Origin of the sequence: Salegentibacter agarivorans, assembly GCF_900113135.1 — a bacterium.
Taxonomy (GTDB): domain Bacteria; phylum Bacteroidota; class Bacteroidia; order Flavobacteriales; family Flavobacteriaceae; genus Salegentibacter; species Salegentibacter agarivorans.
The window spans coordinates 1-16613 of sequence record NZ_FOOH01000004.1; the positions used below are offsets into that span (position 1 = coordinate 1).

Below are 16613 nucleotides of genomic sequence, written 5' to 3' on the forward strand. Positions count from 1 at the left end.
AAGTGCCAGGGGCATAAAAAAGAACAGTGGATTCAGGCGCGGGAAGAAGAACTTCTAAACGTGCCTTACTTCCACGTGGTCTTTACCCTGCCATCAGCCCTCAAACACCTATGCCTGTATGAGCCTAAAAAAATGTATAGCCTACTGTTTAAAATAACCTGGCAGGTGATCCAGGATTTTGCATCCAACCATAAATTCCTGGGTGCCAAACCTGGGATGATCGCCATCCTGCACACCTGGGGACAAAACCTTTCTTTGCACCCACACCTGCATTGCATTGTTCCCGGCGGTGGTATTACCCAAAGTGGCAAATGGAGATCTGCAAAAAGCAATGGAAAATATCTGTTCCCGGTCAAGGCTATGAGCAAGGTTTTTAGAGCCCGTTTTGTGGCTTCCCTTCGCAAGGAACTGGAACCACAATCTAAAGACTTCTACGAAAGCCTTTTTAAATATGATTGGGTAGTTTATTGTAAACGTCCATTTTTAGGTCCCGCCCAGGTGGTGGAATACCTCGGTCGCTATACCCACAAGATCGCCATCAGTAACCACAGAATTAAAAACCTGGATAATGAAAGCGTTACATTTGCTGTAAAGGACTACCGCCACGGGGGAAAAAAATCCTTGTTACGTTTATCCGATGCAGAGTTCATCAGGCGGTTCGCACTTCATATACTTCCCAAAGGATTTGTTCGCATACGGCATTATGGAATCTTGAGTTCCTACCATAAAAAAATTACACTTACCCAGCTACAGAAAAGCCTGGGACGGGTGCAACTCAAAGAGCGCCAACCATTACAACACCAGCTTTGCCCGGTGTGCAAGAAAGGAAAATTGGTGACACTTACTACTTTTACGGCCCGAGGCCCACCTGGATACTGGATGGAAAAACTAAGAAAACAATCAAATAAATGAATATTAAAAACGATTCTTCCGGGCGTAACAGGAAACCTATGGCCCAAAACGCTTAAAATGGCACTAAACCCTGTAAGAGCCTGTGAAAAAACTTAGTAAAAAGCAGTTTGACTTTAGGTCGCTAGCCAAAAGCCGATATCTTGTATAGAGTTTAGATATTCTATCTAACAAATATTACCTCCTAAAAACAGACCAATCCCCATATATAGTTAATCGGCAAAGAACCGGTTTAGTCAACAGTGCGTTCATGTTCGGCCGTTCCGGCCACACGAACGCTTAGTTATTAGCTGCTGGATTTTTAAATTACAGAAAGTGAGGCTTTTAAGATGTTTTGTGCCTCAACATTTATTTTTAAAAAATCTAAAGCTTTGAAACGATATGTATTAGATTTTAGAGAAAATAAATCTTCGACAACACCTAATAATCCTTTATTATTATAAATCTTAATTGCTAATTCATAATCCTTATCTGAAATAATTTTTTCAATTAATTGTATTCTTTCAGAATAAACTGTTTTAATATCTAAATTAGCTATGAAGGTTCCAAGATTTGACTCTACGCTTGCAAAATCATTACCTTTTTTAACGTGTGATTCAGAAAAATTGTAATTTATATTAGAAGATACATAATTTGAACTCTGTGAGACTTTATTATTTTCTAGAAGCTTTAAAACTTTCTTTTCCAGTTTTTGTAAATCAATATCTTCTTTTTTATAATCAGCAAATTTTGAAACAAATTCTTTGATTAAAAAGAGGTTTTCGATTTCTGCAACGGAGTAGGAATAAATATTTTCACCTTCTAATTTATTCAGTTGTTCTTGAACTCTAAAATCCCTATCAATAAATCCAATTGCTTCTACATTTCTATTAGGTATTTTGTTAAATGAACGTACATAATTAATAACATCTGTACAACTTGATAATGGCGTTATAGTGTAATTTGGAAATAGAATTTCAAATATACTTATGTCCAAACTGTTATTTTTTCCTTCGCAAAACAAAATTCGTTTTCTACTACCTAGAAGCTTCATTAGAAGATTTTCAGGAATCTCATTTTCAGGTATATTTTCTATTTCCCATTTAATGGGAAATTCGAAATTTTTAATCCAATATTTTTTAGCTTTTCTAGATGAAGCAAAATCTAAATCGTGTGTTAAATATATAAAAATACAATCTTGTTTTAACACCTCTAATTTGTCCCAAAGTTTATTCACTATAGCCTTATGGAGATACATTTCCGGCTCATCAATTATAATTAATGAATTAGTTTTTGTTAATAAAACTCGTCCAATTAAATAAAGTATAATTTTTTCACCATCACTCATTTTATAAGCTTGATAAATTTTATTATTTGATGGGTCTTTGATCATCAGCTCATTACTTTCATTGAAATACATTGTACGATGTTCTATCAATGAGTTCCAGATTTCAATTGCTGTATCTAACTTACTGTGTAAGTCATTTTTATTTACTTCCTTATCATTAGAAAAATTTGTGCAAAAAACGTTTCTAATATGAGCTCTTTCAGCTATCAATGTTTTTAAAACGTATTTGTATTCTGAACCAAATTTTTTAGTTTCTGTGTATGGTATGTCGCCAGTTTTTGAAGCATTATAAGTAACTTTATTATCAAAATAATTTTTTTGGTACTCATCGTATTCTTTACTTGAACTATTGTAATTCGGAGTATTATCAAAAGTTGGAAGAATCAATAATTTTTGAGCAGGAATAACTATTCCATCTCTTTCATCAATAATAGTTTTTAAATTGTTAGCTAGAGTTGATTTTCCAGAGCCATTTGCGCCAACAATTACAATATTTTCGGTAAAAAAGCCTAAGTCTTTATAAAATTTGTAAGTAACAAAGGCTCCAAGTGATTTTAATGGATTACGAGTACAATAGGATTTTAAGGTTTCTTCATTAAATACATAATGGGGATTATTAACTGTGTTGAACAAATTTCTAGTGTTAATTGCAGAAATATTGTTGTGTATTTTGCTGTAAAATATTTGAGGAATTATGTCTTCACTTAATTCGTTATTTATATCGAGGAGATATTTATGAGTAAAAACTAGTTCTTTATAGAAATCAGATATTATTTCTTCCTTAAAGCTGAATGAATCAAATTTTTCTTTAATCGTTGTTATTTCATTCAGCTTTTCAGATATTAAATTGACTATTTTCTCTTTATCCATTTGACTCATTGAGTTTTTTTATCTTGCAGCTAACGTACGTATAAATGCAGTATTACATTTATATCTATTATGTCTTTACCTGACTAATCTAGTGGATTTTTAATCTTTAAAAAAATATTTGTAGCTACGTGCGTGTAAATCTCTGTGGTTTTGGTGCTTCTATGCCCAAGGAGTACCTGAATATATCGTAAATCGGTTCCACTCTCTAAAAGATGGGTTGCAAAGGAATGTCGTAACATATGAGGTGTCACTTTCTTCTTAATGTTAGCCTTCTTCGCAGCATTCTTTACTATACTCGAAACACTTTCGGGACTATAGGCATTTCTGCCCGGGCCTTCAAACAAAAAATTAGTCGGTCGCCATTCTTTATAGTATTTTCGTAGATCACCAAGTAGTTTTTCGCTTAAGATTGTAAACCTATCTTTATTTCCCTTGCCCGATCTTACCTTAATCACCATTCTTTTACTATCAATATCTTCCAATTTTAAATTTAAGAGCTCAATTCTTCTTAATCCGGCCGAATATAGCAAACTTACTATACATCGGTGTTTAATATTATTAGTATGCTCAATAATAGCCATTATTTCCTCTTTAGCCAGGACCTTAGGCAGTTGTTCAATAGGTCTCGGACGTTCTATAGCATAAAACCTATTGGGCATTTCCAGTACCACTTCATAATAAAATTTAATAGCATTAATGGCCTGGTTAATATAGGAATGAGAAAAATCCTCTCGTATCAATTTCTGAAGATACAATCTTATATCCTCTTCGTTCAAATCCTTTATCTCCCTGTCACTGTAATGATTTATGAAAGTTTCGAAACAAGAAACATAGGTTTTGATCGTGCTATTGGCATACCGCTTTAATTCTAACTTTCTAAGGTAACTTCCAGGGCAATATCGCTTTCCACTTACCTCTTCCCTATTTTGCAGCTGTTGAATCTTTACAGGCTCTTCCTCACGACCATAACTTGCCTTAGAATAAAAATGACTGCAATTGATCCAGGCAACCCCTCGGAAGGTCTTAAATATAAGCTCCAGGTTCTCGGGTGTGTTTAAAATATAATTCATGCGGAACTTCTCACTCCATTGGTATGCGTCCGTCTAAGTGCATCTTTTCTGAGAACCGTGTAGGTAATAATTTAGCGGTCTAAATATACTTAAAAATGACTCGATCTTCTACCTCAGAAATGCGTAAGCTGGTCACCAGCTATTATAAATCAGGACAAAGCCAAACTGCATTTGCTCGTGCCCATGGAATTAGCAAAGGAAAACTATCCTACTGGGTAAACAAGTTTATCAAGGAGAAAGACAAAAAACCAGCAAAAAGTAATTTTGTTTCCTTGTCGGCCAGTCCTTCTACCGCCCCAACATCCTCCAGGAGTATGCATATCCGGTTAGGTAATGGTGTAGAAATTGAAATTCCCCTGTAATGTTTGCTTTAAGCAGTTCCCTGAATTACCAGCTATACCTTCCTGGTACCGATATGCGTAAAAGCTTTGATGGGTTATGTGGTCTGGTACTTGGAGAATTAGGCCATAGTCCCCAGGATGGTTCGGTCTATATTTTTATTAATAAAGCGCGCAATAAGGTCAAGCTTTTGCATTGGCAGTCCGGGGGCTTTGTATTGTACTACAAGCGACTGGAACGTGGTACTTTTGAGTTGCCCAATTACGATGAATCCGTTGGAGGGATCCAGCTGGATTACACCCAACTGGTGATGCTCATCGATGGGGTAGCCATCACCAATATTACCAGAAGAAAACGCTATAAAAAAGCCGGTTAAATGCTGGTATATTTTTATCAAGGGTAGTATTTTAGCTACCCGATGACCTATCAGGAGCTACAAAGAGAAAACGAGCAACTTCGAGCGTCCAATGAAGCCTTCAAGGAGAAGATCTCCGCTATGGAGGTACAACTTGGGCAGCTCTATAAGCTGATCCAGGGCTTTAAATCGGAACGTTTTATTCCTGAAATTCTGGAGCAGCAACTATCGCTTTTTTCTGAAAATGCAGATAAAAGTGGGCAAGTAGCTACTCCAAAAGAAACCATCACCTATACCCGGGAAAAACAAAAACACCCGGGCCGTGGTACCTTGCCGGAACACCTTCCGGTACGGGAAGTCATTCTTGAACCAGAGGAAGATGTAAGTACGCTGAAAAAAATAGGTGAGGAAGTTAGTGAAACCCTGGAATACACCCCGGCCAGCCTGGTTAAAAGACGGACCATTCGTCCTAAATATGCCAGGAATGACCAGCAAGGGGTGGTCATCGCGCCCCTACCCACGCGTCCTATCGAAAAATCTATTGCCGAGGCCTGTTTATTGGCTTATATCCTGGTGAGCAAGTATATCGATCACTTGCCATTCTATCGCCAAATCCAGCGTTTTAAAAGGGAATTTGGCTGGGAACCAGCCTCCAGTACTTTAAGTGACTGGATGGCGAGTTGCTGCCAGCTGTTGGAACCCCTTTACAACACCTTGAAGCAAAAAATCCTGGAAGACGGGTACATCCAGGCGGACGAGAGTCCAATTAAGGTGCTGGATAGTGATAAAAAAGGCAGCACACATCAAGGCTACCAATGGGTCTATCACGACCCCTTGCAAAAACTGGTGCTCTTTAATTACCGGAAAGGACGTGGACAACATGGCCCCAAGGAACTCCTTGATGGGTATAAAGGGTACGTCCAATGTGATGGGTACAGCGTGTATGATAAAATCGGTGTTGCTCCGGATATTACTATGGCCGGTTGCCTGGTGCATGCCAGACGAAAATTTGTGGATGCCCTGGACCAGGATAAAGCAAGGGCAGAAAAAGCACTAGCCCTATTTAGTGAAATTTATAGGGAGGAACGAGCGATCAAAGAAGCAGTAGCCGGGGATGCAGAGATGCGAAAGGAACTAAGATTACAAAAGGTGCTGCCGCTACTGCAACAGATCAAAACCTGGATCCAGGAAGAACAGTTTAAGGTGTTGCCTAAAAGTGCGATGGGCAAAGCCATGACGTATTTTATAAATCAATATCCTAAGTTCGAGGTGATCTTTGAAGATGGGAGGATCGAATTGGATAACAATCTCATTGAGAATGCTATTCGTCCGTTGGCCCTAGGCCGAAAAAACTTCCTCTTCGCAGGCTCTCACAAGGCTGCGCAGAATGCGGCTATGTTATATTCCTTCTTTGGGAGTTGTAAAATGCAGGGAGTGAATCCCCAGGAGTGGTTAGAAGATACCTTGAAAAGAATACCTGATCATAGCATCCAAAAACTAGAGGAATTACTTCCAGGTTATCAAAAAGCTTAGCAAAGTTCCCTCTTATACTAAAATATAATTATGAAGAAAGTGACTTATAATGAAAAGGACAATAGTGAAACTTCCGAATTAGCTGGGCTGATACGAAAAATAGACACTTTAGATGCGCAATATGTAAATAGGATCTCTGAGGAAATATTTAAACATCAACCTTTCTTCCTAACCGTTCTTCTAGGTTACAGAGCTGATATTTCCCCGCAGGAGTTAGAAGAAATAATGAAAATTTATTTTTTAATATGGGAGTATTTTAGATCAAACGAAAATCTTCCCAAAAAGAAAGTGACCCAGGCCCAGTTCGAAAAGCTTCAAAGGGGTAATAAGCATATGCTTGATTATAGTGAAGGAGAACCCGAAGAATCCAGAGAAAAGATTTATACGGATACAATGCAGAATCTCAAATCTAAATCCTTGTGGGCATCTGTGCTCTTCAGATATAATAATAGACCAGTACTAATCAATATGGATCGGGAGAACAAAGGAATAATCCTTTTAGGTATTCTTAGCTTTATTCAGTGCTTTGAAACCCAGTAGATTTTTATAAATGGCAGGGGTAGATAAGAAGGACGGAAAATATATCTCTACCGGAAATGACCAGAATCTATAACTTCTAAAACACTGGCTCGGACGGATACTCTAAATCCTTGTGGGCATCTGTGCTCTTCAGATATAATAATAGACCAGTACTAATCAATATGGATCGGGAGAACAAAGGAATAATCCTTTTAGGTATTCTTAGCTTTATTCAGTGCTTTGAAACCCAGTAGATTTTTATAAATGGCAGGGGTAGATAAGAAGGACGGAAAATATATCTCTACCGGAAATGACCAGAATCTATAACTTCTAAAACACTGGCTCGGACGGATACCTCCATTGTACATCAGGTAAATCATTTACCAGAGCCTGCACTACTTTATCGCTGAAGAATTTTAATCCTATACATTTTTCCTTATCAATGATTAAATTCTTTAATGTAATATATTTCCTATCCATATGCCTGCTCATTTATCGCTATATAAATGTAAACAGACTTCAAACCTAAAACGTTTATTATCCGTATATTATACGACTAAAAACGGCTTTTTAATTATGGAAACTGAAAAATATTGTCTGGCCTGTAATAAAAAACTGGAAGGCCGTCCAGATAAAAAGTTCTGCGATCCCTATTGCAAAAGTGCCTGGCACTATCAAAAAACCAAAGAAGGAGCTGCCGGATTTTATGCAAAAGTAGACCGACAATTAAAAACTAATAGACGAATTCTAAAAAGCTTCAACAAAGCGGGAAAAGCTACGGTTAGAGCTGACATTTTAAAACAACACGGCTTCGATCCTAATTTCTTTACGCACTATTGGAAAAACAGCAAAAAGGAAGTTTACCTTTTTGTATACGAATTTGGTTTTCTAACCAGATATGAAAACGGAAAAAAGAAATATGTTCTCGTAACCTGGCAAAACTATATGGAAAAAACTTAAAATTTATATTGATCTCCCTAATTTATATTCCTTCCGTTTGTTCATCCAAATTTGAAAAATTTACAAGGCTTCGCCACGGTCAATAACATTGATGTACTTGAAAAAAGTCTAGATCTTCTATTTCTAATTCCCGGGTATAATATTATGACCAAAACTAGTAGGAAATAATTTATACCTAAAAAACTCTGGAATATTTTGGAAATCATATCTATCTACAAGGTTTGATTTCAATCTATCCAAGTTCACTTTAAAACTAAAATAGAGTAGGGAATCCAAATCTATAAATTATCAGCTTGTAGTTTAGGAAGATTATTTTATAGTTATTAACAATATATTAAGAATAAAAAGTAGAATTGAATAATTTTTGAAGTTAAATCATCTGTTTCACATTCCATTCAGCACTTTAGCTTTACGTACCTCCAAGCTAAAGAGCTTCATTCCCAAACAACTGGACACAAATGAAAAACCACCACCTTCCATTCCGCTTCTTCCACAGAAAATGCGGAAACGCTTCATTCTCGGTTCTGGTTTTCCACATAAGTCCTTGAAATGGATTATATAAAAATTTAATTACGTCTCCAGCTTCTTTTCTCCACCTCCATTTTATATAATTTTCATTTATTCCCTCATATCTCTATAATAAATTCAGAAAGGTTTCTTTTCAAATCTTAAAAAAGAGGATTCACTTTTTCTTCATCAAAAGCGCTATTAAATTGAATTTAATAGTTGAAATTTTTGTCCCTGTGGGACGAAAAGGTAAAGCAAGAGGGTAACGGGCAGAGCCAAGTTACATATACCTTTTCGTTTTTATATATCTGATTATCAACTATTTAAAAATAAAAGAAATATTATAAAATTATGGATTTACTGGTTTTAGGCTCGTAAGCCCTGTATAATGGTTCAAAAAACCAGTAAACTTTAAAAAAACTGAATTATGAAAGCAGTTAAGAACATTACTATTGAAAAGAAAACGGCCGAACGCTTTCAGCAATTTTCTCGAACACATTACAAAACACATTCTGAAGCATTGGCCGGAATGCTGGATTTTTTCTTCTACAATGAGATTTCTCCCAAAGAAAATTTTGGACCTACCGGCAGACGAATTGAAAATATTATCAAGAAAAGAATCAATGCAGTGATCGCCATAACGAAGAATATGGAAAAGCATAAAGTGAACCCCACTTTGGCTATTTTGATGTCACTTATGGAGGCAGCAGATCCTAAAAATAATTACGCAAATCGGAAAAGGGATTATGAAGAAGACGATACCCATCCCGATTTTTATAAATAATTTACCCATCAAAATTTTAGCTCTTTTTCTTTTAAAACCTCTTGCTTACCGCCTTCCCTTTTGCTGCTAAAGGAACAAGCTTTGAAATTAACCGGAGCGCATAAAACGCCGGGCTATTTATAGCTCCTCTATAATTTCAAAGCTTGAATATGCAAGAGCATCAAAAGGTAATGCGATGGCGCTGAAAGAAGTAAATGAAAAGACGGACTCAAAAACTGTCATTTCTATCTACTTTTTGCTCCTTTTCGACGTCAAAAAGGAAAATGCTCCAGATGAAAAAAGTAAATGATTTTAAAGCCATCATTTTATTTAGGGTCTTTTTGGTTGATTTTGTAATCTTGAAGGCTGCTTTTTAAGTTTTACTTTATTAAAATATCCCAAATGGTTTCAAATTTAATGTCGCCAAAAAAATCGCCCTTAAGAGTTTTAAAATCAAAATATTATTTAATTTTAAAGAGCTGAACTATAGCTATTTTTAAAGTACTTGCTTGTCCATATTTTTGATTTGACTTCGCCGACAAGTGTACATATCTAAAAAATCATTCTTGGAATTATTTCCTTTTAAACCGGTATTGGTTTAAAGCGGACTTGTTTAAAATATTTGTCTTGTGGCTAAATGTTTTAAAAAATGATTGCTTCCGGAAAAGAACAATTTTCGGAGGAGATTGCTATCGATTTAAAAAAAATATAATGATAAACTGATAAAATTATGAAAGAAAACATCCACCCATTTTTAGTAAGTATGCATTCCCTGGAAGTTAAAATAGAACACCTTACCAGGGAGTTCAGGATCCGGCAGATTAAAGATCCCGGAATTATCTTACTGGATAATGCCGATTTTATCCAGCTATTTAAAATAAGTGCTAAAACAGCGCAAAACTGGCGGGAAGAAGGACTCATTGAATATACCCAGGTAAAAGGAAAGATCTATTACAGCCTGAAGGATATTAAAGATTTTATCAATCGGCATAGAAAAAACAGGGTATGTTCTAATTCTTAGCAAAATGACTTCGGAAATTTCGGTCCCCATCCAGTTATTTATCAGCGCACAGCAACAAAGCTATGCGAAAAAACTGCAATTCTTTCTAGCCTTAAAGCTGCTGTACAAATGCGGAAAGACTAAACTGGATAATGACGAACTCTTATTTCTGGAACTCACTGAAGAGATAAGCTCTCGAAAAACTACCATAAAGTATATTGACTTTCTGATAAAGAAAGGTTGGTTGCAATACAATAACAGGACGGGGTATTATATCATTAAATCTTTTGAAAGAATACGAAGCGAGAATAACTGGAAGGTCAGGCTTTCCTATCCGGTAGATTTTTATTCTTACCGAAACATTAAAGCAATTACAGGGGCCATTATTTATGGATATCTACATAAAGACTTCTGGAGAAAAGTAAGGAGAAAGAAAAGCGTACAGATAAAAGGCAGTACCTATCATTTTCTATCTCCTCACTTCAATTATAAAGAAGCACCCGCTCCCCTTTCTGTATTAGGCATTGGTAATATCTTTCATATCTCACCGGCAACTGCATGCAGGCTTAAAAATTGTGCCCAAAAGCAAAAATTGCTGGAGGTTAAAAAGAATTATGAGGCATTTATTCCAAACAAAAAAGCTATGGAGCTCTGCTTAGACTACAATGATAAGCCGAACAATATTGTCTTTGTAGAAGGAAACTACCGTTTTCAGCTAATTGATACTATTTGCCCTCTTTTTCTTTTTAAAAGGCGGCAAAAGCTGAAAACATAAAGGAAAGGTTTATGGAAAGGATTAAAATTATAAAACTTACTGGCCAAAGTTTGATATGTTTAAAGCGCGATAGCGCCTTTGTTTATTTTTTAGAACATAGGAGAACCAAAGCTACTTCAAAGCTCGTTTTTAGCTAGTACCCTACCTGTTTTCTACTAGTCCATTTTTTGGACTAGTTAAAAGGAACACCTCTATACTTTGATCGCCAGATTAGTTCAAGTAATAAGCCGATATAAAACCTTAATTAGCCCTTGCCCCAGAAATTTTTGGATATTAAATGATCTTTCAGAACAGCCATATCATCACTGACCTTTTTATCCAAAATCTTCGCATAATGTTGTGTAGTCTGCAGGTTTTTATGCCCCAGCATTTTACTAACACTCTCAATAGGAACACCATTAGATAGTGTTACAGTTGTAGCAAAGGTATGCCTGGCCAAATGAAATGTCAGGTTTTTATTGATACCACAGAGATCAGCTATCTCCTTAATATAAGCATTCGTTTTTTGATTGCTGAAAATTGGAAGTAAACGCTTCTCACTTACCTTGGGGTGCGAAGAATATTTTTCCAATATAGCCTCTGCTACCGGAAGAATTGGAACACTGCATCTGGTCTTGGTCTTTGTTCTCTTAGTTTTAATCCATTTATTACCATCAATACCAATTACCACTTCCTTTTCTGAGAGTTTTTTTACCTCAGCATAACTAAGCCCAGTAAAGCAACTAAACGTAAAAATATCTTTAATTAAATCCAGTCGCTCATTTTTAATTTCTTTGGAGATCAGCGCCTGAAGTTCAACTTCAGTTAGAAACTCCCGATCTACCACTTTTAATTTACCTTTCCAGTTCTGAAAAGGGTCTTTTGCTATCCATTCGTTTGATAATGCTATGCGAATGATTTTTTTAAAGTTTGTTACATATTTAATGGCGGAATTATGCGCACAGTTCCTTTCTGTCTTTAAATAATATTCAAAGCCGGTAATAAATTTGAGGTTTACCTCTTTTACTGGAATATCCGAAACTTTGTACTCCTTTTCTATATATTCCCCTACGTGATTTTTAGCCGTTCTATATCTTCTATATCTTTCAGCTGTACCGGCGGCACTTCCATATTGACCTGTGCTATTGCACTTGTTCAAACTGGAAAGGACTGACCTTAGATGATGCCGATATTGTAGAAGAGAGTTGTCTGAATATGTAGTACCTCTGGATCAAGTCCCAGAGGTATTTGCTATTATGTTTTATAGATGAGGCTGTTCTTTTTTAATATATTTTTCTTTCCTGTATATACCAGATTTAGTTGTGAAATATCTTTAGTGCAAGCTCCTTTGACACTGGCTACCTTGGGCATCTGTCGTTGGAAGTCTCCTGTGGCTTTAATGGTTTAAATCATATTTTTTGAAAAGTTTTTTCGTACGCAAATTACTTAGGTTTTTTCCAATCAACAAATTAGTTTTCTATATCATTGAGATAGCTAGTGCCTCAATTCTCAACAAAATTTATAATTATTTTCTCGGCCTTCTTTTTAATTACTGCGCTGAAGATCTTATTTCAGGTCTCTTACAAGTTGCCTTAAACACTTTTAGGTAAACTATTTAAGGAAATAACAGATTTGAAGTACCCTACAAAGCTGTACCTGCATTTTGAGGTATACACAAAGGAATGCCTTTGTTAATAAACCGTTGACATAATTGGTTAAGGCGATTAAAATATCCTCGAAAATCCAAATTAGTAAGGTGGTGAGCAATTATAATTAAATTGACACCTACCTTTTTATACTTGCCAAAATTTCTTTGTACCCCCTACTCTCGTAATACAAACCTTCTACCCCTCGCTATACTAATCATTTTTTACGGATATTCTTTTTGTTTGCCGAAAAGTCGCTTGTTTAAAATTCATAGCTAAGATTGAGCGCTTACTTTTCTGAAGGACTTTCTAAAACTTAGTGGAGAACAATTTTTAAACTTTTTAAATTGCCTGTAAAAAAAGGGCAGGCTATCATATCCACAATCGTATGCTATTTGTCCAACCTGACTATTGCTGTAGATTAGTTTTTTACTGGCCATATTAATCCTGTATTCGTTTAGGAAGGAAAAAAAAGATTTATTCAATGATCGCTTAAAAAACCGGCAAAAAGCTTCATTTCCCATTGAAACTACTTCTGAAACCTCTTCTAAGGTAATCTTTCTTTGATAGTTTTGTTGAACAAAATTGTAGATTCTATCAACTCTGCTATTCGCCTTTAAATTTAAATTAGGCTTAAAATTGATATTTGTTAGAGTCTCAAAATTATTGGCTGCACTTAGTTCTTCCAGTAAATGCAAAAAACTTAGCAACCTTTTTATAGGAGGCTGATCTACAATTCCCGATAACTTCTCCAGTAAATTTCCTTCAAAGTCATCTTTTAACTTTAGTCCATGAGCTGCCTTCTCCAGTAATTTATGAATACCTCGAAACTCATTTTTTTCTAACCATCCGTCACCCAGTAGATCATCATCCCACTGAAACACTAAAGATTTGGCATCACCATTATATGAAGGGGAATTTTTCCAGCAGTGAGGTAAATTTGAACCTAAAAGAACAAAATCCCCAGCTTCAAATTGCTGAACGCTATTCCCTACATGCCTGGTTCCCTCACCTTCCAGGATATAGGTTAATTCATATTCCGGATGAAAATGATAAGGGGCATTAAAACTCTCATCGGAATAAATAAAGGCATTAAAAGAACTGTTCCTAGAAGAAGTTACCTTTTCAAATTGAGCTTTCACTGAACTTAGTTTTATGTATAAAAATAATCAATTATAATGTCCAATTTAATTTATAGACACATTTTTGATCAAAATAAGCACTTAATTAGCTAAAAACGATTATCAAACACCATTAATATTTCATCAATTTTGTGAGACAATGATATCCTTAGGAAAAACCTTAATCACAAAATCATGAAAAAGAGCACATTTCCAGATCCTTTTAAAAGTTCAAGAGCAAATAACGGTACTGGCGAAATTAACGACCAAAATGATCCTGCTCTTATGTTGTTCAGACATAAAGATGTTCGAAAATGCGCTCACAATTGGAAAACTTTTCAATCTGGAGCAAAACCTGGACGTATAGTAATACCATCTGAAGTTAATATTAGAGATGTTCGCCAGATTCCTTTTGAGGTAGACCCGCCAGAACATAAATCATATCGTGAGCTTGTTGAACCATGGTTTAAACGGCCTCTGAAGGACAGTTATCAAAAGGCTTTACGTAAACAGATCAATATTATAATTGAAAACGCGATCCATACTAATACCGTGGATATTGTAAGCGAGCTTGCCCTGATATTGCAATCCAGGGCCCTGACTCTTTTGCTCAATGTACCCTTTGAAGAATCTAAAACTTGGATCTCCTGGGGAACTCATGTTTTTAGGAGTGAGGAAACCGCTTTGGACGCCTCTAAGGCCAATATTCTTTATGATTATATCGATGAACAGATTGAAAAAAGTATAGAAAATCCTGGAGAAGATCTGTATTCTGTTTTGCTGAATGCAGAAATCGATGGACAAAAACTTTCCAAGGAGGAAGTTAAAGGTGTTATGGTATTAACCTTTGCTGGAGGAAGAGACACAGTAATAAATGCCGTAACCAACACTATAGCTTATTTTGCGGAACATCCCGAATCCCTGGATAGACTACGAAAATCCCCAAACCTATTAAAATTTACTATCGAAGAACTTATAAGATACTTCTCCCCTTTAACGCAAATGGGACGGGTTTCAACTGAAGATACCAAGGTATGTGAACATGCTGTAAAAAAGAATGAAAGAATTTCCCTGGTCTGGGCAGCAGCAAATCGTGATCCATCGGTTTTCGAAGATCCCAATAATGTGATTCTGGATAGAAAGATAAACCCCCATGTAGCCTTTGGTTTTGGTGTTCACAATTGCCTGGGTGCAACCCACGCAAGGCAAATCATTAAAATGCTTGTTGAAACCTTGATGGAAAAAGTGGAGAATATAGAAATTCTGGACGCAAAAGAGAATATTGAGGACTTGGGAGATTTCAAACGCAAAGTAGGTTTTGAGAAAATAAATGTAAAATTTAATTCAAAATAAGATATGGCTAAAGTGACCTTTATTACCAGTGATAATGAAACTATAAAAACTGATGGTAATTCCGGAAATATAATGGAGTTAGCGGTTAAAAATAATGTTAACGGCATTGATGGTGATTGCGGAGGTGTTTGTTCATGTGCCACCTGTCATGTTCATGTAAAACCGGAATTTTGGGAGAAGGTTGGAGAACCCGGAGAAATGGAACAGGACATGTTAGAATTTGATGATAATGTTAGCGATTATAGTCGTCTGGGCTGTCAGATCCCGGTAACCGAAAATATTGATGGCATCGTACTGAATGTTGCTAATTAGAAAATTATGGAAAGCCTTCCCGACATCGAAAAGAAATGTATAATTATTGGGGCCAGTCATGCCGGAGTAAATTGTGCTTTTTCTTTGAGAAGAGCCGGTTGGTCCGGACATATTGAAGTATTCGATAAAGATGATAACTTACCCTATCATAAGCCGCCACTTTCTAAAGCCTATTTATCTGCTAAAGAGCAAGCTGAAATAGACCTGTTATTCCCGGCAGAGAATTATATTGAGAACGATATAAAACTTCACCTTGGAAAAACAATTGTCTCAATAGACTCGAATGATAAATCTATTTCTCTGGATGACGGTGAAAAATACAAATATGATAAACTTGTACTGGCCACGGGTGCACGACCGTTTATCCCCATCATAGAAGGACTCGAGATGGCTGAAAATGTTTTCGCCCTAAGAAACCTGCTTGACGCTTCCGGTATAGCAAAAGCAGTAAGTCTTTCAGAAAATAAACAGGTAGTGGTGATTGGCGGTGGCTATATAGGATTAGAGATTGCTGCGTCCTTAAAAAAATCTGGTGCTGAAATTACAGTTCTGGAAAGAGAGGAGCGGGTATTACCAAGAGTGACCGCTCCAGAAATGTCAGACTTTTTCACCAGGCTTCATAAAGATCATAACGTGGAGTTACTTACCAATAAAAATGTTATAGCCATTGAGTCTACCGAGAATTATAATACTGTGATGTGTGATGATAACACCAGTTATCGTGCAGATATTATAGTTATAGGAGTTGGTATTCAGTTGAATTTAGAATTGGCTCACAAAGCCAATCTGGAGATCGAAAATGGAATAAAGGTGAATGAGTTTTGCCAAACCAGCAATGAACACATTTTTGCCATAGGTGACTGTACTTTTCATTATAATCCTCGCTACGAACGCTATGTCAGGCTGGAATCGGTACAGAACGCAGTAGATCAATCTAAAGTTGCTGCAGCGGCAATCTGCGGGAAAGAGGTGCATTACGATACTATACCGTGGTTCTGGTCAGATCAATATGACGTCAAATTACAAATGGTAGGTCTGTCCTATGGATATACTGAAGTGATAAAACGGGTTGAACCAGGTAAGGGAGATCAGGTTTGTGAATCATGCTGGTATTTTAAAGATGAGGAATTACTAGCCGTAGACGCCGTAAATAATGCGAAAGCTTATGTCTTAGGAGGTAAATTCATTAAAAGCAAGCAGCCCATAGACAAAGTAAAACTTAGAGATATCAGCATACCAATCAAACCAAAAAGTTTTTTAAAAGAATAGATAGTT

The 16613-nt window shown here is 36.2% G+C and carries 17 protein-coding genes; 12 read left to right on the plus strand and 5 right to left on the minus strand.

What is annotated here, in order from left to right; all coding sequences use genetic code 11:
* The coding region (locus BM084_RS04295; RefSeq protein ID WP_093302989.1) for an IS91 family transposase at positions 1–912 on the plus strand (912 nt) is incomplete at its 5' end.
* A 298-nt stretch (positions 913–1210) separates the two neighbouring features.
* On the opposite strand, the gene BM084_RS04300 is transcribed toward BM084_RS04295, so the two are convergent.
* Positions 1211–3115: an AAA family ATPase gene (locus BM084_RS04300; RefSeq protein ID WP_093302992.1), complete on the minus strand. Its 1905-nt coding sequence runs from the start codon at positions 3113–3115 to the stop codon at positions 1211–1213.
* A gap of 74 nt (positions 3116–3189) precedes the next feature.
* Positions 3190–4176 (minus strand): site-specific tyrosine recombinase/integron integrase, encoded by a 987-nt coding sequence (gene xerA / locus BM084_RS04305; RefSeq protein WP_093302995.1) that lies wholly within the window; start codon positions 4174–4176, stop codon positions 3190–3192.
* A gap of 95 nt (positions 4177–4271) precedes the next feature.
* Here xerA and tnpA point away from each other — a divergent pair, with 95 nt between their 5' ends.
* The 5 genes from tnpA to BM084_RS04330 all read left to right on the plus strand — a co-directional run bounded on the left by tnpA (position 4272) and on the right by BM084_RS04330 (position 7882).
* A complete protein-coding gene (gene tnpA, locus BM084_RS04310; RefSeq protein ID WP_093302997.1) occupies positions 4272–4538 on the plus strand; it encodes an IS66 family insertion sequence element accessory protein TnpA in 267 nt (88 codons plus the stop codon).
* A gap of 53 nt (positions 4539–4591) precedes the next feature.
* A complete protein-coding gene (gene tnpB, locus BM084_RS19665; RefSeq protein ID WP_394333641.1) occupies positions 4592–4891 on the plus strand; it encodes an IS66 family insertion sequence element accessory protein TnpB in 300 nt (99 codons plus the stop codon).
* Between the two features lie 42 nt (positions 4892–4933).
* On the plus strand, positions 4934–6403 hold the full coding sequence (gene tnpC / locus BM084_RS04320) for an IS66 family transposase (RefSeq protein WP_093303004.1): 1470 nt from the start codon (positions 4934–4936) through the stop codon (positions 6401–6403).
* Positions 6404–6433: 30 nt separating this feature from the next.
* The gene (locus BM084_RS04325) at positions 6434–6943 is read left to right on the plus strand and encodes a hypothetical protein (RefSeq protein WP_093303007.1); all 510 of its coding nucleotides are present in this window, start codon (positions 6434–6436) and stop codon (positions 6941–6943) included.
* A gap of 555 nt (positions 6944–7498) precedes the next feature.
* Positions 7499–7882, plus strand: coding sequence for a hypothetical protein (locus tag BM084_RS04330; protein ID WP_093303010.1), 384 nt, complete (start codon positions 7499–7501; stop codon positions 7880–7882).
* Between the two features lie 384 nt (positions 7883–8266).
* Here BM084_RS04330 and BM084_RS19500 read toward each other — a convergent pair whose 3' ends face one another.
* A complete protein-coding gene (locus tag BM084_RS19500) occupies positions 8267–8398 on the minus strand; it encodes a hypothetical protein (RefSeq protein ID WP_262506666.1) in 132 nt (43 codons plus the stop codon).
* A gap of 418 nt (positions 8399–8816) precedes the next feature.
* Between BM084_RS19500 and BM084_RS04335 the strand changes: the two genes are divergently transcribed.
* The 3 genes from BM084_RS04335 (at position 8817) to BM084_RS04345 (ending at position 10927) form a co-directional block, all read left to right on the plus strand.
* Entirely contained in the window at positions 8817–9173 is a 357-nt protein-coding gene (locus tag BM084_RS04335) for a BfmA/BtgA family mobilization protein (protein ID WP_093303012.1), read from the plus strand.
* Positions 9174–9882: 709 nt separating this feature from the next.
* A complete protein-coding gene (locus BM084_RS04340; protein WP_093303015.1) occupies positions 9883–10173 on the plus strand; it encodes a helix-turn-helix domain-containing protein in 291 nt (96 codons plus the stop codon).
* Positions 10174–10177: 4 nt separating this feature from the next.
* On the plus strand, positions 10178–10927 hold the full coding sequence (locus tag BM084_RS04345; RefSeq protein ID WP_093303017.1) for a hypothetical protein: 750 nt from the start codon (positions 10178–10180) through the stop codon (positions 10925–10927).
* Between the two features lie 244 nt (positions 10928–11171).
* Here the strand turns inward: BM084_RS04345 and BM084_RS04350 are convergent, their stop codons facing one another.
* Both BM084_RS04350 and BM084_RS04355 read right to left on the minus strand, forming a co-directional pair.
* A complete protein-coding gene (locus tag BM084_RS04350) occupies positions 11172–12065 on the minus strand; it encodes a site-specific integrase (RefSeq protein ID WP_093303020.1) in 894 nt (297 codons plus the stop codon).
* 762 nt (positions 12066–12827) lie between these two features.
* Positions 12828–13694, minus strand: coding sequence for an AraC family transcriptional regulator (locus tag BM084_RS04355; RefSeq protein WP_093303022.1), 867 nt, complete (start codon positions 13692–13694; stop codon positions 12828–12830).
* A 174-nt stretch (positions 13695–13868) separates the two neighbouring features.
* On the opposite strand from BM084_RS04355, the gene BM084_RS04360 reads away from it, so the two are divergent.
* The 3 genes from BM084_RS04360 to BM084_RS04370 are packed head-to-tail and all read left to right on the plus strand — an operon-like array spanning position 13869 to position 16607.
* Entirely contained in the window at positions 13869–15026 is a 1158-nt protein-coding gene (locus BM084_RS04360; RefSeq protein ID WP_093303025.1) for a cytochrome P450, read from the plus strand.
* Positions 15027–15029: 3 nt separating this feature from the next.
* Complete coding sequence (locus tag BM084_RS04365) at positions 15030–15338, plus strand: 2Fe-2S iron-sulfur cluster-binding protein (RefSeq protein ID WP_093303027.1); 309 nt, start codon at positions 15030–15032, stop codon at positions 15336–15338.
* A 6-nt stretch (positions 15339–15344) separates the two neighbouring features.
* Positions 15345–16607, plus strand: coding sequence for an NAD(P)/FAD-dependent oxidoreductase (locus BM084_RS04370; RefSeq protein ID WP_093303030.1), 1263 nt, complete (start codon positions 15345–15347; stop codon positions 16605–16607).
* Positions 16608–16613: the final 6 nt, after the last annotated feature.